We start from the raw sequence: 21,461 nt of genomic DNA, 5'->3' as shown, positions 1-21,461 counted from the left end.
CACGAGCGGAATGTAGCGCGTCCGCGGCGCGGGCGGACACCGCGCTGACGCAGACGTCAGGAATACGTCCGTTTCACGCGTCCGACGGCCGGCGCCCGCCGACCGTCTGCGACGCCGCGGAGACATGCCGTGTCACGTCGACCAGGCCCGCGTCGCGCAGGACGCGGGTCACCTCGTCGGTGTCGAACACGCGCAGCGGCGCGACGTGCGATACCGCCACCTCCGCCCGCCGGACCGGCGCGGGCCCGCGGGCGCAGGTGGTCAGCACTGCGATCCGGCCGCCAGGCTTGAGCACGCGCAGCATCTCGCGCAGCGCGCCGAACGGGTCGTCCATGAGGTACAGCGCGCCGTAGCAGCTGACGGCGTCGAACGTGCCGTCGCCGAAGGGCAGGTCGGCGCCGTCGGCACGCACGTATCCCACCGGCGCCTCGGCGGGTGAGTCGGCGACGGCGCGGGCGAGCATGGTGGCCGAGCTGTCGACGCCGACGGCGAGCCCGGCCGGTCCCACCCGGTCGACGAACGAGCGCGTGGTGTTGCCGGGGCCGCAGGCGACGTCGAGCACGGCGTCGCCCGCGGAGACGTCGAGCAGGCGCTGCTTGAGCCGTTCCTCGTCGGCGGTGTTGCGCATCGTGAAGCCGAAGAACAGCACGGGCCGCCACAGCCGCTCGTAGATCCGCGGCAGCAGCGTCGACCCCATGAGCCGCTGCGCGGTGGTCTGCGGTACCCGGTCGACACCGAGGACGTCGAGGTAGCCGTCGACCTCGGAGGCCGGCGCCGACAGCAGCTCGCGGACGCGGTTCAGTACCGCGGATCGCTCACCCCCGGCCATGGCCGAGATGGGACTCAGGCCTCGCGCTGGACCGGGATGGACGCGGTCGGGGCGTCGTCCTCGGTGCGGTGCCGGGTGTCCCCGTTGCTCGAGCCGTTGCCACTGGTCGCGTGCGAGTTGGTGCCCTCGAGGTCGGCGCGGATGGCCTCCTGCGCGGCGGGCGGCAGGGTGTGCATGATGTCGCGCACGCGGGCCTGGCGGCGGCCGACGGCCTTGCGCTCGGGCATGCCGGGGGTGGCCATGACCTGCGGCGGCACGCCCTCGATCTCCTCCACACCACCGTCGTGGTGGCCGGCGTCGATCATGGCCTGCTCCTCGGCCATCGTCGACTCGTCCTTCTCCTCGGACATGCCGATCGGACCGATGCGGCGACCGTTGAGGAACTGCCGGACCACCGGCTCATCCGAGGTCAGCAGCACCTCGCGCGGGCCGAACATCACCAGGTGCTTGCGGAACAACATGCCCATGTTGTCCGGCACCGTGCGGGCGATGTTGATGTTGTGCGTGACGATGAGGATCGTGCAGTCGATCTGGGCGTTGATGTCGATCAGCAGCTGGCTCAGGTAGGCGGTGCGGACGGGGTCCAGACCGGAGTCGGGCTCGTCGCAGAGGATGATCTGCGGATCCAGCACCAGTGAGCGGGCCAGGCCGGCGCGCTTGCGCATACCGCCGGAGATCTCACCGGGGAACTTGTTCTCGTCGCCACCGAGGCCGACGAGATCCAGCTTCTCCATGACGATCTTGCGGATCTCGGATTCCTTCTTCTTCGTGTGCTCACGAAGCGGGAAGGCGGTGTTGTCGTACAGGCTCATCGAGCCGAACAGGGCGCCGTCCTGGAACATGACGCCGAACAGCGTGCGGATCTCGTAGAGTTCCTTGGCCGAGCACTCGATGATGTTGGTGCCATCGACGATGATCTTGCCGCGCTCCGGCCGCAGCAGCCCGATCAACGACTTCAAGAACACCGACTTGCCGGTACCCGACGGGCCCAGCAGCACGCTGACCTCACCGGCGGGCAGGTCGAAGGTGACATCCTCCCAGATTCGCTGGGACCCGAAGGACTTCGTCAGCCCCTCAACCTGAATACCGATGCCCACGCGTGCGATCCTTCCGCAGAGTCATTGCCAGCACACAGCACCCGCCTGTGGCTTGAGTCACTGTAGCCTACGTGCCAGTTCGCAGAACACCATACGGCGAACGGGGATCCCGGAGACGACCGTGGGGTCGATCCGTCACCGGATCGACCCCACGGGAAGCTTTGCCAGAAGGTGGCAAAAGCTGAACTACTTGACGGTCACCGACGCGCCGGCGGCCTCGAGCTTGGCCTTGGCGTCCTCGGCGGCCTCCTTGTTGACCTTCTCCAGCAGCGGCTTGGGCGCGCTGTCGACGAGGTCCTTGGCCTCCTTGAGGCCCAGGCCGGAGACGATCTCGCGGACGACCTTGATGACGCCGATCTTCTTCTCGCCGGCACCCTCGAGGATGACGTCGAACTCGGACTGCTCCTCGGCGGCCTCGGCGGGCGCACCACCGGCGGGGCCGGCAGCGGCGACGGCGACCGGGGCGGCCGCGGTGACGTCGAAGGTCTCCTCGAACTGCTTCACGAACTCGCTGAGCTCGAGGAGGGTCATCTCCTTGAAGGCGTCGAGCAGTTCGTCGGTGCTGAGCTTGGCCATGTGAATGGTCCTTTCCTACTTACGGGGTTCTCGGGTTGCGGGGGTGGTTCACTCGGCGGGTTCGGACTCGCCCGAACCGGCCTTCTTCTCTTGCAGAGCTGCGGCCAGGCGCGCGACCTGGGACGCGGGTGCTGCGAACAGCGCCGCGGCCTGGGACTGCTTGGCCTTGAGGGCGCCTGCCAGCTTGGACAGCAGGACCTCGCGCGACTCGAGGTCGGCGATGCGCTCGACCTCGGAGACGGTCAGCGCGCGACCGTCCATGTAGCCGCCCTTGATGGTCAGGGCCTTGTTGTCCTTGGCGAACTTCTTGATCGCCTTGGCAGCGTCGACCGGCTCGCCGTTGATGAACGCGATGGCGGTCGGTCCCGCGAACAGCTCGTCGAGACCCTCGATGCCGGCCTCGCTCGCTGCACGCTTCACCAAGGTGTTCTTGGCGACGGTGTAGGTCGTGTCGTTACCCAGCGACCTGCGCAGCTCGGCAAGATTGGCCACCGACAGGCCGCGGTACTCGGTGACGACGGTGGCCGTCGACTCCTTGAACTTCTCGGCGATGTCGGCGACCGCGGTGGCCTTGTCAGCCGTGGCCATGCTTGCCTCCTCGTGATGGTTGGACGTCCACCACCGACGGAGCGAAGAACCCGGAGAAACACGAACGCCCCGACGCAGACCGGTCGGGGCGCAAAAGAAGTACGTCGTGCGTACTGGCCTCGTCCTCCTGCGTGGGCCGCCCGGGAATCCCGGAACCTTCAACCGATTGCTCGGTGACCGACGGTCTTTGGTGGAACGCCGACCACAATAGCGGCTCGCCCCTCGATCAGCCAAAACGCGCTATTCGTGCACGCTCCGCCGCGCTCACCGCGGTCCGTCGTGCACGAATCACCGGAGGTGTTCGAACCACCGGGCGACGTGACCAGACCGTGAACCGCCGTCGACCGGGCGTCGACCTCGGAGGACGACAATTCACGTCATCGACGGACGACGTCCGCCGTCGGTGCGGTGTCCGGGCGCCGATCGCCTGTCACAGTGGAGTCATCGTGAACGCACACCACACGGCACCCAGGCCCTCCCACAGGTCGAAGCCGAAGCGGCGGGATCCGCTGTCGCTGGGTTTCGAAGCGCACCGCGGCCTCCTGCTGCTGCGCCTCCGACTGCACGACGCCGCCCACAACCGCCGCCGGTCATCCCGCGGCGCGGCGTAACCGCTCCGCCACCTCCCCCACGGCCGTGGCGACCTCGGGCGGCTCGAGTACCTCGAAGTCGACCCCGGGCAGCGCCAGCCACGGAACCATCAGCGCCGGGTCGCTGGCGCCGGTGGTCATGATGCAGGCGTCTGCCCCGTCGGCCTCGATGTCGACCGACGCCGCCGAGAACGACCGCGCGATGACCTCGGCGGGTGCGTGATAGCGCACCCGGGCAACGTACGGGTAGGCCGCCGAGCTGATCGAGCGTCGTACGTAGCTCGCCGCGTCCGGCGCCTCGCGCGCCACGAACGTCGTCCCGACCGCGCGGACGTCGGTCATGCGGTCCAGGCGCAGGCTGCGCCAGTCCCGTTTGTCGCGGTCGTAGGCCAGCAGATACCACCGCCGGCCGGTCGTGACCAGGTGGTAGGGCTCCAGTCGGCGGTGCGTCGCGTTTCCCCGGATGTCGACGTAGTCGGCGGTGACGTGCTCGTGATCCCGGCTGGCGCGCGCCAGCGTCATCAGGACGTCCGGTTCCACGACGTCGAGGTCCTGGCCGCCGGTCAGCGTCACGGTGGCCTCGTGCACGGCCGACACCTGCGAGCGCAGCCGGGCCGGCATCACCTGGTCGAGTTTCGTCAGCGCGCGCAGTGCCGACTCCCCCACCCCGGCGACACTGCCGCCCGCGGCGACGCGCAGGCAGACGGCCATGGCGACGGCCTCCTCGGGGTCCAACAGCAGCGGTGGGAGCGCGGCGCCCGCACCGAGCCGATAGCCCCCGCCGTGCCCCTTGCTGGCGTGCACCGGATAGCCGAGGTCCCGCAGCCGGTCGACGTCGCGGCGCACGCTGCGCCCCGTCACGCCCAGCCGTTCGGCGAGTTCGGCGCCCGACCACACGCGACGGGACTGCAGCAGGCCGAGCAGCTGAAGCACCCGGCCGGTCGTTTCGGACATGCGACGAGTCTCCCGCACTCATAGGACCGAAACGGTCCTAAGCGGGTGCGAGGCTCATCCCATGAGCGCCGACGTGGTCACCCAACTGGCCGAACAACTCGAATGGCACTGGACCCAGCAACTCCGTCCGCGGCTGGACGGCTTGTCCGACGAGGAGTACTTCTGGCAGCCGGTGCCGCACTGCTCGACGGTGCACCCGGACGGCGGCATCGACTTCGCGCACCCGCCGCCACGCCCGGACCCCGTCACGACGATCGCGTGGCGACTCGCCCACGTCATCGTCGGCGTCTTCGGCGCGCGGACGCACGACCACTTCGGCGGACCGCCCGCGGACTACTCCACCTGGCCGTACGCGACCACCGCCGCAACCGCCCTCGCGCAACTCGACGTGGCGTACGCCGGCTGGTCCGCCGGCGTGCGCGGGCTCACCGACGACGATCTCTGGACGCCGTGCGGCCCGGCCGAGGGCGGATACGCCGACGCCCCGATGGCCGCCCTCGTCCTGCACATCAACCGCGAGGTGATCCACCACGGAGCAGAGATCGCCCTGCTCCGCGACCTGTACGTACACACCCACCAGAAGGAGAACTGATGTCCGCCATGCCCCCGCCCATCGCCGACGAGCGCGCCGGCCTGAGGGAGTACGTCAAGGCCCAGCAGTACGCGTTCCATGCCATCGCCTTCGGGCTCACCGACGAGCAGGCCCGCTCGACGCCGTCGGTCAGCGCGCTCTCGATCGGCGGGGTGATCAAGCACGTCACCAGCTGCCAGCGGAGCTGGATGCGACGGGTCGAGGCCGCCCCGGACCTCTTCATCGAGGAGCAATCGCCGCAGGAGCAGCAGGCGCAGTGGGCCGATGAGTTCACGATGCGCGACGACGAGACGCTGGCCGACGTGCTCGCCCGCTTCGACGCGCAGAACGCCGAGACGCTGCGACTGGTGGAGACCAGCGACCTGAACGCGGCCGTGCCGATCCCGCAGGACGTTCCGTGGTTCCCCAAGGACGTGCCGGCGTGGTCGGTGCGCTGGGTGTTCTTCCACATGATCGAGGAACTCGCACGGCACGCCGGCCAGGCCGACGTCATCCGCGAAAGCATCGACGGCGCAACGCTGTACGAGCTGCTGGCCGGTCTGGAGAACTGGGAACCGACGCCGTGGCTGACGCCGTGGGGCAAGCAGCCCATCGGCGGCTGACGGACGCCGGCCACCGGGCGGCCGCGCCGAACGCTCCCCGGCGCGGCCGCGGCGGCGTAATCTGACAACGACAGTAGTCAAATCGTCGCGAGGGGTCGCCGTGTTGATGCCGCATCAAATGCTCGAGCAGACGCTGTCACGGCAGTTCGACCGCACCGTGCGGCGGCACTACTTCCGCGGCATGGACTTCGCGGGGCCCGTCGGCGACCCGGGCTGGTTCGGTCCCGCCAGCGCCGTCTGGCACGTCCACTCCCACCTGCAGGCGCTGATCTTCGGCCTGCAGTGCGCGGCCTACCTGGAGCGCCTCGACCCCTCGATCTATTGGATGGGCGTGCACCATTCGCGGCTGGTTCGGCGCACCGGGGACGACACCCGCCCGCCGCGCATCGATCCCGAGGGCGCGGCCATCCGGCTGGGGCACTCGATCGCCTTCTTCATCGGCACCGCCTACGGCTCCACCGCCACCGCCGAACGGCTCGCGCAGACGGTGCGCGCCATGCACCACACCATCAAGGGCGTCCGCCCCGACGGCGCGCCGTACGACGCCGCCGATCCCGAGTGGCTGCGGTGGAACTACGCCACCGTCGTCTGGGGCCTGGCGACCGCGCACGAGATGTACCACCCGCAGCCGCTGCGAGGTCGCGACCTGGACCGCTACTACGGCGAGTTCGTGCGCGTCGGACACGCCCTGGGCGGCACGGACCTACCGACGACGAAGGCCGAGACGCTCGACTGCCTGACCTCCTACGTGCCACGGCTGGCACTGACCCACGGCGCGGCGATGGCCACCGGGCATCACCTGCCGATGCCGCAGAGCGCGGTGGACTGGGCGATCCGGGACACCATGCCGCGCTTCGCCAAGCAGCTGATCGGGCACCGCTCCCCCAACGTCGTCGAGCGGACGGCCCGGCGGGCGGCCGTCTGGGCCACCATCAACGGGTTGCACGCGGCGGCGGGCCCCACCCCGGAGTTCGTCGCCGCCCGCGGCCGAGTCGCCGACGGCGTCGACCCGGCGCTGGCTCCGCACACCGTGCCGACCTACGTGCGTGGCGACGACCCCGTGCGCACCCGCGCGGAGGTCGAGCGCGAGTTCGCCTGACCTGTGACCTGGTGCACACGGATTTTTGGCGTCTTCGCGGCTTTTGAGACACTGCAGTCATGAGTACTACGCGGAACACACCCCACCGCGAGGTAGCCAAGCTGGACCGGGTGCCGCTCCCGTTCGAGGTCGCGCGCGTCGGCGCCACCGGGTGGCAGGTCACCCGGACCGGTGCTCGCGTCGTTTCCAGCCTCGTGGGTCGCGGCTCGCTGCAGCAGAAGGTGGTCAAGCAGCTGCCTCAGACCTTCGCCGACCTCGGCCCCACGTACGTCAAGCTCGGTCAGATCATCGCCTCGAGCCCCGGCGCCTTCGGCGAGCCGCTCAGCCGCGAGTTCCGCAGTCTGCTCGACCGAGTGCCGCCGGCGAAGAAGGAGGACGTGCACCGGCTGTTCAAGGAGGAGCTGGGCGACGATCCGAAGAACCTGTTCAAGCACTTCGACGAGGAGCCGTTTGCATCGGCGTCCATCGCGCAGGTGCACTACGCCACGCTGCACACCGGTGAGGAGGTCGTGGTCAAGATCCAACGGCCCGGCATCCGTCGCCGGGTCGCGGCCGACCTGCAGATCCTCAAGCGCGGTGCGCGCCTGGTCGAGTACGCCAAGCTCGGCCAGCGCCTGAGCGCCCAGGACGTCGTCGCCGACTTCGCCGACAACCTCGCCGAGGAACTCGACTTCCGCCTCGAGGCGCAGTCGATGGACGCGTGGGTGTCGCACATGCACGCCTCGCCGCTGGGCGAGAACATCCGGGTGGCGCAGGTCTACTGGGATCTGACGAGCGCGCGCGTGCTGACCATGGAGCGCATCTCCGGCGTCCGCATCGACGACGTCGCCGCGATCCGCAAGAAGGGCTTCGACGGCGTCGACCTGGTGAAGGCGTTGCTGTTCAGCGTGTTCGAGGGCGGCCTGCGGCACGGCCTGTTCCACGGCGACCTGCATGCGGGCAACCTGTACGTCGACGACGACGGCAAGATCGTGTTCTTCGACTTCGGCATCATGGGCCGCATCGATCCGCGCACCCGCTGGCTGCTGCGCGAACTGGTGTACGCGCTGCTGGTCAAGAAGGACCACGCCGCTGCGGGGAAGATCGTCGTGCTGATGGGGGCCGTGGGCACCGTGAAGCCGGAGGCGCAGGCGGCCAAGGATCTGGAGAAGTTCGCGACGCCTCTGACCATGACGTCGCTGGGGGATCTGAGCTACGCCGAGATCGGCAAGCAGCTCTCCGCGCTCGCCGACGCCTACGACGTGAAGCTGCCGCGCGAACTGGTGCTGATCGGCAAGCAGTTCCTCTACGTGGAGCGATACATGAAGCTACTCGCGCCGAAGTGGCAAATGATGAACGATCCGCAGCTGACCGGATACTTCGCCAACTTCATGGTAGAGGTCAGCAGGGAGCACAAGGACAACGAGGACGTCCTCGAGGAGTCCGTCGACGAGTTGGAGGTCTGAGGGCCGCATGGACGTTCGCGAGGGCAAGGCCCGGTCCGGGGATCTGGACATCCACTACGAGGACATGGGCGACGAGGGCGATCCCGCCATCCTGCTCATCATGGGCCTCGGCGCGCAGCTGACGTTCTGGCGGGAGGGCTTCTGCCGCAAACTCGTCGACCAGGGGTACCGCGTCATCCGGTACGACAACCGCGACGTCGGGCTGTCGAGCCACTTCGACGGCCGGCGCACCAAGGGATCCCAGGTCGGCAACATGGTCCGGTCCTTCCTCGGGGTGAAGAGCCCGTCGGTGTACACGCTCGAGGACATGGCCGACGACGCCGCCGCGCTGCTCGACCACCTCGGCATCGAGCGCGCCCACGTCGTGGGCGGCTCGATGGGCGGGATGATCGCGCAGGTCGTCGCCGCCCGGCATGCCGCACGCACACGGGGGCTCGGCGTGATCTTCTCGTCGAACAATCAGCCATTGCTGCCGCCGCCCGGTCCGCAGCAGCTGCTGGCGGTGATCACCGGCCCGTCGCCGGATTCGCCGCGCGACGTCATCATCGAGAACTCCATCCGGGTGAGCCGGATCATCGGCAGCCCGGGCTATCCGGCGTCGGAGGAGACGCTGCGCGCCGACGCGGTCGCGTTCTACGACCGCGCCTACTACCCGCAGGGCATCGCGCGGCAGTTCAACGCCATCACCGGCAGCGGCAGCCTGCTGCACTACGACAAGCGGATCACCGCACCGACGGTCGTCATCCACGGCAAGGCCGACAAGCTGATGCGGCCCTCGGGCGGCAAGGCGATCGCGAAGGCGATCCCGAACGCCCGGCTGGTGCTGTTCGACGGCATGGGACACGAACTCCCCGAGCCGCTGTGGGACGACATCGTCGCGGAGTTGCAGAAGACGTTCGCCGACGCCGCCTGACGGCGCGATTCGTGGTTGTCAAGCCACGACGCGTAACATTCCCTTCGAGCGCACCAGCGCCGCGGGGGCGTCAGTGCCGACTCCGGGCGCGCCTCTGCCGAGCCAGAAAGGCGAGTTCGACCATGGCGAACACGACGCGCAAGGACAAGCTGAAGCCGCACTTCGAGGACGTCCAGGCGCACTACGACCTCTCCGACGACTTCTTCCGGCTGTTTCTCGACCCGAGCCAGATGTACAGCTGCGCCTACTTCGAGCGCGACGACATGACGCTCGAGGAGGCCCAGCGCGCGAAGGTCGACCTGGCGCTCGGCAAGCTCGGCCTGGAGCCCGGCATGACCTTGCTCGACGTCGGCTGCGGCTGGGGCTACACGATGATGCGGGCGATCGAGCGCTACGACGTCAACGTGATCGGTCTGACGCTCAGCGAGAACCAGAAGGCCCACGTCGAGCGGGTGTTCGCCGCCTCCGACAGCCCGCGCACCAAGGAGATCCGCCTGGAGGGCTGGGAGAACTTCGACCAGCCCGTCGATCGCATCGTGTCGATCGGCGCCTTCGAGCACTTCGGCCGCGACCGCTGGGACGACTTCTTCACGAAGGCCTACGAGGTCCTGCCCGACGACGGCGTGATGCTGCTGCACACCATCACGGCGCTGACCATCCCGCAGATGGCCGAACGCAAGATCCCGCTAACGTTCTCGGTCGCGCGGTTCATCAAGTTCATCCTCACCGAGATCTTCCCCGGCGGGTACCTGCCGACCATCGACCTCGTCGGCGAGCACGCCGCCAAGGCCGGCTTCACGCTCACCCGTGAGCAGTCGCTGCAGCCGCACTACGCGCGCACGCTCGACACGTGGGCTGCCGCGCTGGAAGCGAACCGCGAGAAGGCCATCGAGGTGCAGTCCGAAGAGGTCTACGACCGCTACATGCACTACCTGACGGGGTGCGCGGATTCATTCCGCAAGGGCTACACCGACGTCAACCAGTTCACGTTGGTCAAGTAGCGAATTTCGGCGAGCACAGGGGCCCCGGGTAGCCTGGGACGCCACGCGCCGGCGAACTCTCCGACGTCCTCGACCACACCGAGGGCTCGGCGCCGCAACCGATTGGTGACCACAGCCCCTTGTCTTCCTCCACGCCCTCGTCCGATCTGACGCCGCACTTCGACGACGTCCAGACCCACTACGACCTGTCCGACGACTTCTACCGGTTGTTCCTGGACCCGACGCAGACCTACAGCTGCGCCTACTTCGAGCGCGACGACATGACGCTGCAGGAGGCGCAGCTGGCGAAGATCGACCTGTCGTTGGGCAAGCTCGGTCTCGAACCGGGGATGACGCTGCTGGACGTCGGTTGCGGGTGGGGCGCGACGATGCTGCGGGCCATCGAGCGCTACGACGTCAACGTCGTCGGTCTGACGCTGTCGGAGAACCAGTACGCACACGTGCAGAAGGCCTTCGAGGGCCTGGACAGCGCCCGTTCGCGGCGCGTGCAGCTGCAGGGCTGGGAGCAGTTCGACGAGCCCGTCGACCGCATCGTGTCGATCGGCGCGTTCGAGCACTTCGGCGCCGACCGGTGGGAGGCCTTCTTCGCGATGGCGAACCGGGTGCTGCCCGACGACGGCGTGATGCTGCTCCACACGATCACGCGGCTGATGATGGCTGAGGTGAAGGAGCGCGGGATTCCGCTGAGCATGGACGTCGCGCGGTTCACGCTGTTCATCGCCAAGGAGATCTTCCCGGGCGGGCAGCTGCCGGCGATCGACCAGGTGCGCGAGCACGCCACTGCGGCCGGTTTCGACGTGACCCGCGTGCAATCGCTGCAGCTGCACTACGCGCGCACGCTCGACCTGTGGGCCGAGGCGTTGCAGGCTCGCCGCGAGGAGGCCGTCGCGCTGCAGTCCGTGGAGGTCTACGACCGGTACATGCACTACCTGACGGGGTGCGCGGACATGTTCCGCCGCGGGTTCATCGACGTGAATCAGTTCACCTGCCAGAAGTGAGTGGCCGCGCCCGACCGGCAACCGCATTGGTCTGCCGAACACCCAAAACGCTAGGGTGTACGGCTAGTCGGGCCCGTCTTGGGCGCCGGACCCCGTAGGGTTCGGTCACCGCATCAGAAACACGAATCGGCTGCTCGCAGCTGTCGCGAGGAAAGGCCCCGCAGGAGAAACATGGCTGACACCACCGGCACCAAGGACCTCACTCCTCACTTCGAGGACATCCAGGCGCACTACGACCTGTCCGACGACTTCTTCGGTGTCTTTCAGGACCCGACGCGCAAGTACAGCTGCGCCTACTTCACCGGCCCGAACGCCACGCTGTCCGAGGCCCAGATCGCCAACGTCGACCAGCACCTCGAGCGGCTGGACCTCAAGCCGGGGATGACGCTGCTCGAGGTGGGCTGCGGCTGGGGCCTGACGCTGCAGCGGGCCATGGAGAAGTACGACGTGAACGTCATCGGCCTGACGCTGAGCAAGAACCAGCAGGCCTACTGCAGCCGGCTGCTCGCCAACGCCAAGTCCGACCGCACGTTCGACGTCCGGCTCGAGGGCTGGGAGCAGTTCCACTCCCCCGTCGACCGCATCGTGTCCATCGAGGCCATCGAGCACTTCGGCTTCGAGCGTTTCGACGAGTTCTTCAAGACCTGCTTCGAGATCCTGCCCGAGGACGGCCGGATGACCATTCAGAGCAGCTGTGGCTACCACCCCGACGATCTGCGGGCGCGTGGCAAGAAGCTCACCTTCGAGCTGGCCCGCTTCGCCAAGTTCATGGCCGAGACGATCTTCCCGGGAGGCCGGATTCCGTCGACCAAGATGCTGGTGGAGCACGGTGAGAAGGCCGGCTTCACCGTTCCCGAGCCGCTCTCCCTGCGCAACCACTACATCAAGACGCTCGGCATCTGGGCAGCCCGCCTCGAGCAGCACCGCGACGAGGCGATCGCCGCCGCCGGCGAGCAGTCCTACGACGACTACATGCGGTACCTGACGGGCTGTCAGTACTACTACGTCGACGAGGCGCTCGACGTGAGCCTGGTGACGTACCTGAAGCAGGCTGCCGCCGCCTGACCGCATCGAACCGCGAACGCCCCGACACCGATGTGTCGGGGCGTTTTGCGCTGGTGGGCGCTGTCCAGCACCGCATTCAGACCCTCTCTGGGTTAGCTGAATGACGACCCAAAGGGCGTTGGATTGACACCGACGTGCGGATCTAGCAAACGTTCGACTAGGCAATGTGGGCCGGCGTGTGTCACCATGTCCGCATGCGGGGAATCATTCTGGCAGGCGGCTCGGGTACACGTCTCCATCCAATTACGCTGGGAATCTCCAAGCAACTGATCCCCGTGTACGACAAACCGATGATCTACTACCCGCTGTCGACGTTGATGCTGGCCGGCATCCGGGACATCCTCGTAGTTACGACACCCCATGACGCGGAGGGATTCGAGCGACTCCTCGGCGACGGTTCGCGGTTCGGCGTGTCGATTCGATTCGCGCAGCAGCCTTCCCCCGACGGCCTGGCGCAGGCGTTCACGATCGGCGCCGACTTCATCGGCAATGACAGGGTCGCGCTCGTCCTCGGCGACAACCTGCTCTACGGCCCCGGCCTGGGCACGCAGCTGAAGAACTTCACCGACGTCGACGGCGGCGCCATCTTCGCGTACTGGGTCGCCGAGCCGTCGGCGTACGGTGTCGTCGAGTTCGACGCCGGGGGACGGGTGGTGTCCCTGGAGGAGAAGCCGACTCGGCCGAAGAGCAATTACGCCGTGCCCGGCCTGTACTTCTACGACAACGACGTCGTCGCCATCGCCCGCGACCTGGAGCCCAGCGCCCGTGGCGAGTACGAGATCACCGACGTCAATCGCGCCTACCTCGAGAACGGCCGACTGCGGGTGCAGGTGCTGCCGCGGGGAACTGCGTGGTTGGACACCGGGACCTTCGACCAGATGACCGACGCCGGCGAGTACGTCCGCACCATCGAGCGGCGCACCGGGTTGAAGATCGGTGTCCCCGAGGAGATCGCCTGGCGCCAGGGCTTCCTCTCCGACGAGGACCTGCAGCTGTGCGCCAAGCGGTCGATGAAGTCGGGGTACGGCGCGTACCTTCTGGAGTTACTGCAGAGGGGACACTGAGGATGCGGATTCTCGTCACGGGTGGCGCCGGCTTCATCGGCGCCAACTTCGTGCACCACCTGGTCGGCGCCACCGATCACCACGTCACGGTCCTGGACGCGTTGACCTACGCCGGGAACCGTGCGTCGCTGGCGGGCCTGCCGGAAGAGCGCGTCGCCTTCGTCCACGGCGACGTCGCGGACGCCGACCTCGTCGACGATCTGTTCACCACGACCGACGCCGTCGTGCACTTCGCGGCCGAATCGCACAACGACAATTCACTGGACGATCCGCGGCCCTTCCTGAACACGAACGTCGTCGGCACCTTCACCCTGCTGGAAGCGGCACGTCGACGCGACGTGCGCTTTCACCACATCTCCACCGACGAGGTCTACGGCGACCTCGAACTCGACGATCCGGAACGGTTCACCGAGGCCACGCCCTACAACCCGTCATCGCCGTACTCCGCGACGAAGGCCGGAAGCGATCTGCTGGTGCGGGCGTGGGTCCGCTCGTTCGGCGTCGCCGCGACCATCTCGAACTGCTCGAACAACTACGGGCCGTACCAACACGTCGAGAAGTTCATCCCCCGACAGATCACTAACGTGCTCCGCGGAATACGCCCGAAGCTGTATGGCGAGGGCCGCAACGTCCGGGACTGGATCCACGCCGAGGACCACTCCTCGGCAGTGCTGCGGATCCTCGAGAAGGGATCGATCGGGCAGACCTACCTGATTGGCGCCGACGGCGAGAAGGACAACAAGAGCGTCGTCGAGATGATCCTCGATCTCATGGGTCAGCCCACCGATGCCTACGACCACGTGGTCGACCGCGCCGGCCACGACCTTCGCTACGCCATCGACTCGTCGAAGCTACGCGACGAACTCGCTTGGACCCCGGAGTATTCCGACTTCCGCGCGGGCCTGGAAGCGACCATTGCCTGGTACCGCGAGCACGAGGACTGGTGGGCGCCCACCAAGGAAACTACTGAGGCCTTCTACGCCAGGATTGGCCAGTAGGTGACGACGTGACCGAATACGGCAAGCCCCTCGCTGCGCAGAGCACGCCCATCGCCGGCCTGACGGTGTGGGACCTGCCCGTGCACGGGGACAATCGCGGATGGTTCAAGGAGAACTGGCAGCGCGAGAAGATGCAGGCGCTCGGCCTGCCGGACTTCGGACCGGTACAGAACAACGTGTCGTTCAACGACGCTGCCGGCACCACGCGTGGCATCCACGCCGAGCCCTGGGACAAGTTCGTGTCGGTCGCGACCGGCCGCATCTTCGGCGCGTGGGTCGATCTGCGTGATGGCCCGACATTCGGCGCCGTCTTCACCGCCGAACTCGATCCCTCACGCGCCGTGTTCGTTCCGCGGGGCGTGGGCAATTCGTTCCAGACGCTCGAGCCCCACACCGCGTACACCTACCTCGTCAACGACCACTATTCGGCCGATGCCCAGTACACGTCGATCAACCTCGCCGACGAGACCGCCGCGATCGCCTGGCCCATCCCCCTCGCGGAGGCCGAACTCTCGGCGAAGGACCGCGACCACCCGCGCCTGCGTGACATCACTCCGATCCCTCCGCGGAAGACGCTGATCGTCGGTGCCGCCGGGCAACTCGGGCGCGCTCTGCGCGAGGCCTACCACGGCCGCGCGGACGTCGAGTTCGCCGACCGCACCGAACTCGACCTGACCTCGAGCCTGGCCGGGGCACGACGCTGGCGTGACTACGGCACCATCGTCAACGCCGCGGCCTACACGGCCGTCGATGCCGCGGAGACGGCGGAGGGCCGTGCCGCCGCGTGGGTCGTGAACGTCGACGGTGTCGCCGCGCTGGCGAATGTCGCGACCGCGCACGGGATCACGCTGATCCACGTCTCCAGTGACTACGTCTTCGACGGCAGTGCCTCCCGGCCCTACCTCGAGGATGACGCCGTCTCGCCCCTCGGCGTCTACGGGCAGACGAAGGCTGCCGCGGACCGCGTGGTCGCCACCGTGCCTCGGCACTACGTCGTCCGGACGTCTTGGGTCATCGGTGAGGGCAAGAACTTCGTCCGCACCATGCTGTCGCTCGCCGAGCGTGGCGTTGATCCCCGCGTCGTCGACGACCAACGCGGCCGGCTGACGTTCACGACCGATCTGGCGAAGGCGATCCGGCATCTCGCCGAGAGCGCCGCCCCCTTCGGCACCTACAACGTCACGGGGTCCGGTGACGCGACGTCGTGGGCCGACGTCGCGCGGAGCACGTTCGCCCTTGCCGGCCACGATCCCGATCGCATCACCGGCGTCGCCACCGACGGATACTTCGCGACGGCAACCGGTCCCGTCGCGCCGCGGCCCCGCAACAGTGTGCTGGACCTGACGAAGATCACCAACGTCGGCTTCACACCCGAAGACGCCGGCGACGCGCTGGCGGCGTACGTCAGACGCGAGGTCGGCGCCCGGGTGTCCTGACGCCCGGGGTCAGGCGGCGGCCTTCGCCTCGCCTGCCGAACCTCCCGCGTCGCCGCCATTCTTGGCGTCCGAGTCCTTGGCGGCATCCGAGTCCTTCGCGCCGCCGACGTCGGCCTTCTTCGGCTCGACCTTGTTCGCGGTGTCGGCGGGGTCCTCCTTGGTGACCGTGGACGTCGTCGGCTTGATCGGCTCCACCTTCGCCGGTTGCGTCGTGGCCGGCTCGGTCTTGGTCGGCTCGGTCACCGGTTCAGTCGTGCTCGACGGGGCCTCGACGGGCTTGGCCTGAACGGGCTCGGTCTTCACTGGCTCGGTCTTCACTGGCTCGGTCGTGGTCGGATCGCTCGTGACCGGCGCGGTCTGCACGGGTTCGGTCGTCGCCGGCAGGGTCTCGACCGGCGCGGCCGTCGCCGGCTCCTTCACGACGGGTTCGGCACGGACGGCCGGAGTCGCGTCGACGACCGGTTCCGGCTGCGCCACAGTGGGTTCGCTCGAGACGGGCTGAGCCGCCTCCGCGGCACCGGCCGCCTTCTCGGTACCCGCTGTGGCCGCGGCGAGCGTCGCGACCGGCGTCTGATCGCCCGCCAGCCGGCTGAGCGCCTGGATCGCCGGCGCGACGGTCGGCGCCGGGGACGTGGTCGGCGGGTTCAGCGGCGAGAGGCTGGTGCCGCCGCCCAGGGCGTTGGTGATGCCCTGGACGATCGCGCTGGCGAACTGCACTGCGAAGTTCACCGGGTTGAAGGTGAACGGGTTGAACGGAAGAATCGACAGCGGCGTGCCGACGCTGGGGTCGCCGGTGTAGTCGTAGCCCAGCTCGGCGAGGACGCGGTAGGCCGGGGCCACCAGTTCGAGGAAGGGCTTGATCAGCGGCCGCAGCGCGCTGGGCGTGAGTTCATAAGCCAGGTCGGCAATCGGCAGCGACGTCGCCGGGATGACGATGTACTGATTGCCGTTGGCGTCCTCGCGGCAATTCTTCGGGCTCGCCGAGCAGTTCAATTGGGTCGCAAGCGTGGTGTCGGTGTAGCCATACGGCAGCGTCTCATCGGGGCCGTTGCCATTCGGGGTGAGGTAGTAGCCGTGCACGGTCTCCAGCGCCGCGAAAGCGTTGAGCAGCGCGAACGGGTTGCCCCAATAGCGTGGGGCGTCGGCGACGGGGTCGAAGTGGAAGGCGTAGCTGATGAAGTCGACGCCGGTGTTCGGGTTCATCGGCGGCTGCAGCGTGACGTCGAGGATCGGGATGTAGCCGAAGAAGCCGAGGCGCGACCACAGGCCGCCGTCGGGCGTCTGGATGCCGCCGATGGTGACGACCTTGATCCGGTCCTTCTGCTCCTGGGAGAGGTTGTTGATATAGCCCGACAGCACGTTGGAGACCACGGCGCCGCCCTGCGAGTAGCCGAAGACGACGACCTGCTCGTTGGTGGTGGTCAGCACGGTGTTCAGCTGGGTGGTCAGCTGGGCGGTGCCCTTGCCGACCGACTCGTCCCACTTGTCGCACCCGTCCGGGCCCGAGCGGCACCAGTTCGGGATGATCGCCAGCGGCCAGAACGACGCCGGGTAGTCGATGCCCTGCAGTGAGCACGACGCGGCGTCGGCGCAGGCAGTGTCCTGCAGGTACCGCTTCTGAGCCTGAGACATGTAGTTCTCGACGCTGCCGGGGTTCGGCGTGCCGGTGCCCGGGACGATGAGCGCGACCGCGCCGAAGGCGAGCGCTGCCGAGAAGGCCGCGCCGATCGTGAGGCCTATGGCGCCGATGAGGGACACGATGACGAGCAGGAACGCTCTCGCCGACTTACGCATGGGTAAACGGTGACACATCGCGGCGTTCCGGGACTGCGGATCGGTCAAGTCGTCATGTGTGGTTCGGTGGGCGTCTTTGGCGGCGGTGCACAGCGACGCCGTGGCTTGCGACTTCCCGTCGGAGCAATCAGCGCGTCCCCGCGAGCGCGCTTCCGACTCGGATTGAGCTAAGCATTCCGCGCCGATTCGTCGAAGCGGCGGCAACGTCAGCCAGCCTACGAAAACTGGCCGAGACTGGTACATTCACCTGCAGGCGCATGGGAGAGCGACCTCGTTCGCGGGCATTGAACGACGCGGTCGCGCGCCACAGTTAACTCGCGCGGATGATTCGGGGGGAATCGTCGTCATGATTGCTTTCTGGAACCGTACGCTGCCAACGGAACGACGAACCGACGGAACGGTTCCACGCTCCAGGCTGGATGCGCTTCAGGGTCTGCGCGGATGCGCCGCGTTGATGGTGGTGATCGGCCACTCCCTGGCCATCTACCGCGGTGCTTCGGGAATCGGCAACGCGCCGGTCGACGTCTACGGAGCCCTTGGCGTCAACACCTTCTTCGTCATCAGCGGCTTCCTCATGGTCTACGTCCACGGCAACGACTTCGGCCAGCCTGCTGCTACGAGGACGTTCTACGCCAGACGTATCGCCCGCATCGTGCCGCTCTACTGGGCCATCACGATTCTCTACGGGGCCAAACAGGTCTACTTCGGCAACGCGACCATCTCAGAGATTCTCAAATCGCTATTCTTCATCCCGTTCCAGAACGCCGACGGCGTGTGGCGGCCCGTCCTCGGCCTCGGCTGGACCCTCAACTACGAAATGCTGTTCTATCTCGTCTTTGGGCTCGCGTTGTTCGCACGACGAGGCCTGTGGCTCGTCGTTGCGCTTTTCGGCTCGCTAACCATCCTGCACCTGGCGGGCGCTTTCAGCCCCGAGAATGTCTTGGCGTTCTGGTCGCATCCGATGATTCTCTACTTCCTCGCCGGGGTCGGAATCGCGCTGTTGCGCAGACGCATTCCTGGAGGACCGTCATTCGGCGTGGCGCTCGGTGTGGCCGTCGTGACGCTGGCGCTGACGGCATCAGCGGTAGACGTCGGGTTGCCTGCGACCATCGTCTCGGTGGTGCTTCCCGTCGCTGCGCTCGTCTGCGTGACGGTGACCGCGCTGGCGGACAGTGGCGCGAAGGACTCGCTGCTGCGAAGGCTGGCGCGCTCCGTGGGAGACGCTTCCTATTCGATCTACTTGACGCATAGCTTCGTCATCGCACCGGCCGCAAAGCTCGGAGTAGCGAAGCTCTTCCCCGAGTTACCCATCGTGCCGTTCACCTTGATGATGGTGCCGCTGTCCGCATTCGCGGGCTACCTGGTGTTCCGGTACGTCGAAAAGCCGTTGATCAAAGCGTGGACGCGTACCTTCGTGCGGCGGCCGGCTTCGCGAACCACAACGCCGGCCCGAACGTGAGAGGCACCGTGAGCACACAATCACGCGTGTGGCGACGGTGTCCAGCAAGACGTCGACATGGGGATTACATGCTGGCGGTCCAGACACCGGCATACGAGGATCCGACCGGATGGATTGCCCTTGAGAGCGCTTTTGCACGGCACGTCGTTGCCTTGCGCGAGGAAGTTGGCAACGAGATCGAACGCATCGTCCTCGTGTGCCCTCGGATGTCCAAGCAGGTCTACGGCGCTCAACGACACCACATGACGGTCCTCCGGGATAGCGATGGAGTGGAAATTCTGTGTCCCTATGACGAAGACGATTCATCGCTCGCCTTCTGGACACGGTCGTTCTTGGCATCCCTACCTCCACTCTGGAAGCAGATGAAGCGGGCACGGGTTTTGCATTCCGGGATGGCGTTCAACATCCGTCGACCGCTCCTCGCCCTTCTCAACGTGATGGCTTGGCTCCAAGACCTTCCGACGTTGTTCGTCCTCGACATCGACTTCCGTGAGGATGCACGCCGCTATCGTCGACTCGGCCAATGGAGTATCTGGAAGTACGCCCTCAATGCTTTTGTGCTGGAGCCATTCCGGCGCCTGCAGCTCCACTTGGCCCCCCTCATGAGCGATCTCGTCCTCTTCAAGGGCTCGTCCCTGGTCGCCGATTACGGTCGAGGCCTCCCCCATGTGCACGCGTTCTACGACACCGTGCATTCGGCGAACGACGTGCTGTCCGAGGCGGCGGTCCAGCGGAGGCAGGGCTGGCTGGCCACGTCGGAATCGCCGACGTTCATACTCTGCTACTTCGGGCGATTCACCTGGAAGAAGGGTTTGGATCGCATCGTTGAGGCCATCAGCATCGCGCGACAGAGTGATTGCGACATCCAACTCTTGCTGATCGGCGGCGGAGACCTCGAGGAAGCGCTGAGAACGCAAATCGAGAGCCTGGGCCTCACCGACTGCGTAAAGGTGCACCCACAAGTGGAGTACGGCAGACGCTTGTTCGAGTTGCTAGAGGCGGTGCACGCGTGCGTCGCAGCCCCGCTTGTCGAAGACACACCGAGAGCCGCTTTCGATGCCTTTGCCAGAGGGCTGCCTATCGTCAGTTTCGACACCGCGTACTTTCGTGACTTACAGCAGGAATCGGGAGCTGTCGCGTTGGCATCCTGGCCTGATTCCGAGTCTTTGGCCGCAGCCATCGTTGCCCTAGCAGCAGACCGCGGCCTGCTTGCAGGCATGGCCAAGAATGCCGTCCGTTTCGCGGCGACGAATACGCAGGACACGTGGCTGCAGAGGCGCAATGAATGGTCACGTCGTTACTTGTTGGACGGCCGGGATGTTGACGACCACGAGGCTCGAGTGGACTGCAACTAAATTGCCGTGAGGGATATGTCCTCCCTACCCGGAACGGCGTCGTATTGCGCAACGCCGTCCTCGACCGGCACGGCTGTTTGGACTCTTCCCTGTTTCACCACGGCAACGCTCCAATTCTGTGGAACTTCGGTTCTCAGAGTCAGCGGGTAGTCGTACGAGGACGACGGGGCGTCAGATTTCAGCGAGAGGCGAATTTCGCCGCTTCTCCTCTTCAGAAGATCGACTCGCGCAGTTTCTCGCTCAGCTCGGTACTTGACGAAGCTGACCAGATCTGGGACCCACAAGTCAGCGGATCGCGCCTTGATTTTGTCGAGTAGCGCAGTGAACCATTCGAGTGGCGTTACTAGGTAGTCGCCGCCGATGCCATGCATGTCGTTGTGGCCGATGCCGCGATTTGCGATCGCGGTGTCGACGGAGGCCAACAATTCGGCTTCCGTCGTGAAGTTGACGGGCGATCCAGCATAGTCGGGACGTTCGACGAGGTCGTGCTCGAGGAGTTCGGCGTTCTGTTCCTCGGGTGTCACGTCCCAAGGAACGCCGCCTGGACGAGCCCACCCCATCAAGAAAGGACGTGGACGGTCGGGATAGAGAGCGTAAAGTGCATCATTCGCCGACGTCAGTTCGAAGTCCAGTTGTTGTATGTCGGTCACTCCACGATGAGTGAAGGTGTGGTTGGCGAGTACGACCGATGTGCTCCGTGCCGCCTCAGCCCACTGCGGAGAGTATTGAAGCCATAATGCGCTTCCGGGAACGACATAGAACGTGCCCACCAAGTCTCGCTCTTCGAGCATCGGAACCGCATTGTCGAGCTGAGAGGGCAGGTTGTCGTCGAACGCCAACATGTAGACCGCTCGTTTACCGTCCTTCCACGTGGTGATCGAGGTCGCGCCGAGGTTCTGTTGAGGCGCTGTGGTTGCTGGAGTCGATGCGCATGCCGTCAACACCATCGTGGCGGCGATGCACGAAAGCGCACGCACTGCTGCGTGGCCCATTCGCACCGACATGT

Annotated in this window: 20 protein-coding genes; 13 read left to right on the top strand and 7 right to left on the bottom strand. The window is 66.8% G+C overall.

Annotation, left to right across the window (positions count from 1 at the left end; genetic code table 11):
• Positions 1-73: 73 nt before the first annotated feature.
• From FZ046_RS11185 to FZ046_RS11165, 5 genes are all read right to left on the bottom strand, one after another.
• Positions 74-829: a methyltransferase domain-containing protein gene (locus tag FZ046_RS11185; protein ID WP_070351362.1), complete on the bottom strand. Its 756-nt coding sequence runs from the start codon at positions 827-829 to the stop codon at positions 74-76.
• Between the two features lie 14 nt (positions 830-843).
• The gene (locus FZ046_RS11180; RefSeq protein ID WP_070351361.1) at positions 844-1,926 is read right to left on the bottom strand and encodes an ABC transporter ATP-binding protein; all 1,083 of its coding nucleotides are present in this window, start codon (positions 1,924-1,926) and stop codon (positions 844-846) included.
• 186 nt (positions 1,927-2,112) lie between these two features.
• Positions 2,113-2,502: a 50S ribosomal protein L7/L12 gene (gene rplL / locus FZ046_RS11175; protein ID WP_070351360.1), complete on the bottom strand. Its 390-nt coding sequence runs from the start codon at positions 2,500-2,502 to the stop codon at positions 2,113-2,115.
• 48 nt (positions 2,503-2,550) lie between these two features.
• On the bottom strand, positions 2,551-3,090 hold the full coding sequence (gene rplJ, locus FZ046_RS11170; RefSeq protein WP_070351359.1) for a 50S ribosomal protein L10: 540 nt from the start codon (positions 3,088-3,090) through the stop codon (positions 2,551-2,553).
• A gap of 590 nt (positions 3,091-3,680) precedes the next feature.
• A complete protein-coding gene (locus FZ046_RS11165; protein ID WP_070351358.1) occupies positions 3,681-4,634 on the bottom strand; it encodes a helix-turn-helix transcriptional regulator in 954 nt (317 codons plus the stop codon).
• A 61-nt stretch (positions 4,635-4,695) separates the two neighbouring features.
• Here FZ046_RS11165 and FZ046_RS11160 point away from each other — a divergent pair, with 61 nt between their 5' ends.
• From FZ046_RS11160 to FZ046_RS11110, 11 genes are all read left to right on the top strand, one after another.
• Positions 4,696-5,226, top strand: coding sequence for a DinB family protein (locus tag FZ046_RS11160; protein WP_070351357.1), 531 nt, complete (start codon positions 4,696-4,698; stop codon positions 5,224-5,226).
• Positions 5,226-5,828 (top strand): DinB family protein, encoded by a 603-nt coding sequence (locus tag FZ046_RS11155; protein ID WP_070351356.1) that lies wholly within the window; start codon positions 5,226-5,228, stop codon positions 5,826-5,828. Before FZ046_RS11160 ends, FZ046_RS11155 begins: the two co-directional genes overlap by 1 nt.
• Positions 5,829-5,928: 100 nt before the next feature.
• A complete protein-coding gene (locus FZ046_RS11150; RefSeq protein ID WP_070351355.1) occupies positions 5,929-6,927 on the top strand; it encodes an oxygenase MpaB family protein in 999 nt (332 codons plus the stop codon).
• 59 nt (positions 6,928-6,986) lie between these two features.
• On the top strand, positions 6,987-8,372 hold the full coding sequence (locus FZ046_RS11145; RefSeq protein WP_070351354.1) for an ABC1 kinase family protein: 1,386 nt from the start codon (positions 6,987-6,989) through the stop codon (positions 8,370-8,372).
• Between the two features lie 7 nt (positions 8,373-8,379).
• The gene (locus FZ046_RS11140; protein WP_070351353.1) at positions 8,380-9,285 is read left to right on the top strand and encodes an alpha/beta fold hydrolase; all 906 of its coding nucleotides are present in this window, start codon (positions 8,380-8,382) and stop codon (positions 9,283-9,285) included.
• 122 nt (positions 9,286-9,407) lie between these two features.
• The gene (locus FZ046_RS11135) at positions 9,408-10,286 is read left to right on the top strand and encodes a cyclopropane mycolic acid synthase family methyltransferase (protein ID WP_070351352.1); all 879 of its coding nucleotides are present in this window, start codon (positions 9,408-9,410) and stop codon (positions 10,284-10,286) included.
• A 119-nt stretch (positions 10,287-10,405) separates the two neighbouring features.
• Positions 10,406-11,284, top strand: coding sequence for a cyclopropane mycolic acid synthase family methyltransferase (locus FZ046_RS11130; protein ID WP_070351351.1), 879 nt, complete (start codon positions 10,406-10,408; stop codon positions 11,282-11,284).
• Positions 11,285-11,455: 171 nt separating this feature from the next.
• Complete coding sequence (locus FZ046_RS11125) at positions 11,456-12,349, top strand: cyclopropane mycolic acid synthase family methyltransferase (RefSeq protein ID WP_070351350.1); 894 nt, start codon at positions 11,456-11,458, stop codon at positions 12,347-12,349.
• Positions 12,350-12,543: 194 nt separating this feature from the next.
• Complete coding sequence (gene rfbA / locus FZ046_RS11120) at positions 12,544-13,413, top strand: glucose-1-phosphate thymidylyltransferase RfbA (protein ID WP_070351378.1); 870 nt, start codon at positions 12,544-12,546, stop codon at positions 13,411-13,413.
• Between the two features lie 2 nt (positions 13,414-13,415).
• Entirely contained in the window at positions 13,416-14,411 is a 996-nt protein-coding gene (gene rfbB / locus FZ046_RS11115) for a dTDP-glucose 4,6-dehydratase (protein WP_070351349.1), read from the top strand.
• Between the two features lie 8 nt (positions 14,412-14,419).
• Positions 14,420-15,847: a sugar nucleotide-binding protein gene (locus tag FZ046_RS11110; protein ID WP_070351348.1), complete on the top strand. Its 1,428-nt coding sequence runs from the start codon at positions 14,420-14,422 to the stop codon at positions 15,845-15,847.
• A 9-nt stretch (positions 15,848-15,856) separates the two neighbouring features.
• Here the strand turns inward: FZ046_RS11110 and FZ046_RS11105 are convergent, their stop codons facing one another.
• On the bottom strand, positions 15,857-17,689 hold the full coding sequence (locus tag FZ046_RS11105) for a PE-PPE domain-containing protein (RefSeq protein ID WP_170292426.1): 1,833 nt from the start codon (positions 17,687-17,689) through the stop codon (positions 15,857-15,859).
• A gap of 298 nt (positions 17,690-17,987) precedes the next feature.
• Here FZ046_RS11105 and FZ046_RS11100 point away from each other — a divergent pair, with 298 nt between their 5' ends.
• Entirely contained in the window at positions 17,988-19,100 is a 1,113-nt protein-coding gene (locus FZ046_RS11100; protein WP_083297971.1) for an acyltransferase family protein, read from the top strand.
• 68 nt (positions 19,101-19,168) lie between these two features.
• On the top strand, positions 19,169-20,455 hold the full coding sequence (locus FZ046_RS11095) for a glycosyltransferase (RefSeq protein ID WP_070351345.1): 1,287 nt from the start codon (positions 19,169-19,171) through the stop codon (positions 20,453-20,455).
• Here the strand turns inward: FZ046_RS11095 and FZ046_RS11090 are convergent.
• A complete protein-coding gene (locus tag FZ046_RS11090; RefSeq protein ID WP_170292425.1) occupies positions 20,452-21,459 on the bottom strand; it encodes a polysaccharide deacetylase family protein in 1,008 nt (335 codons plus the stop codon). The two genes, FZ046_RS11095 and FZ046_RS11090, sit on opposite strands and share 4 nt — an antisense overlap.
• Positions 21,460-21,461: the final 2 nt, after the last annotated feature.

The organism is Mycolicibacterium grossiae, assembly GCF_008329645.1.
Lineage (GTDB): Bacteria > Actinomycetota > Actinomycetes > Mycobacteriales > Mycobacteriaceae > Mycobacterium > Mycobacterium grossiae.
The sequence above is the reverse complement of the archived record's forward strand: the minus strand, read 5'-3'. Positions and strand labels throughout refer to the sequence as shown.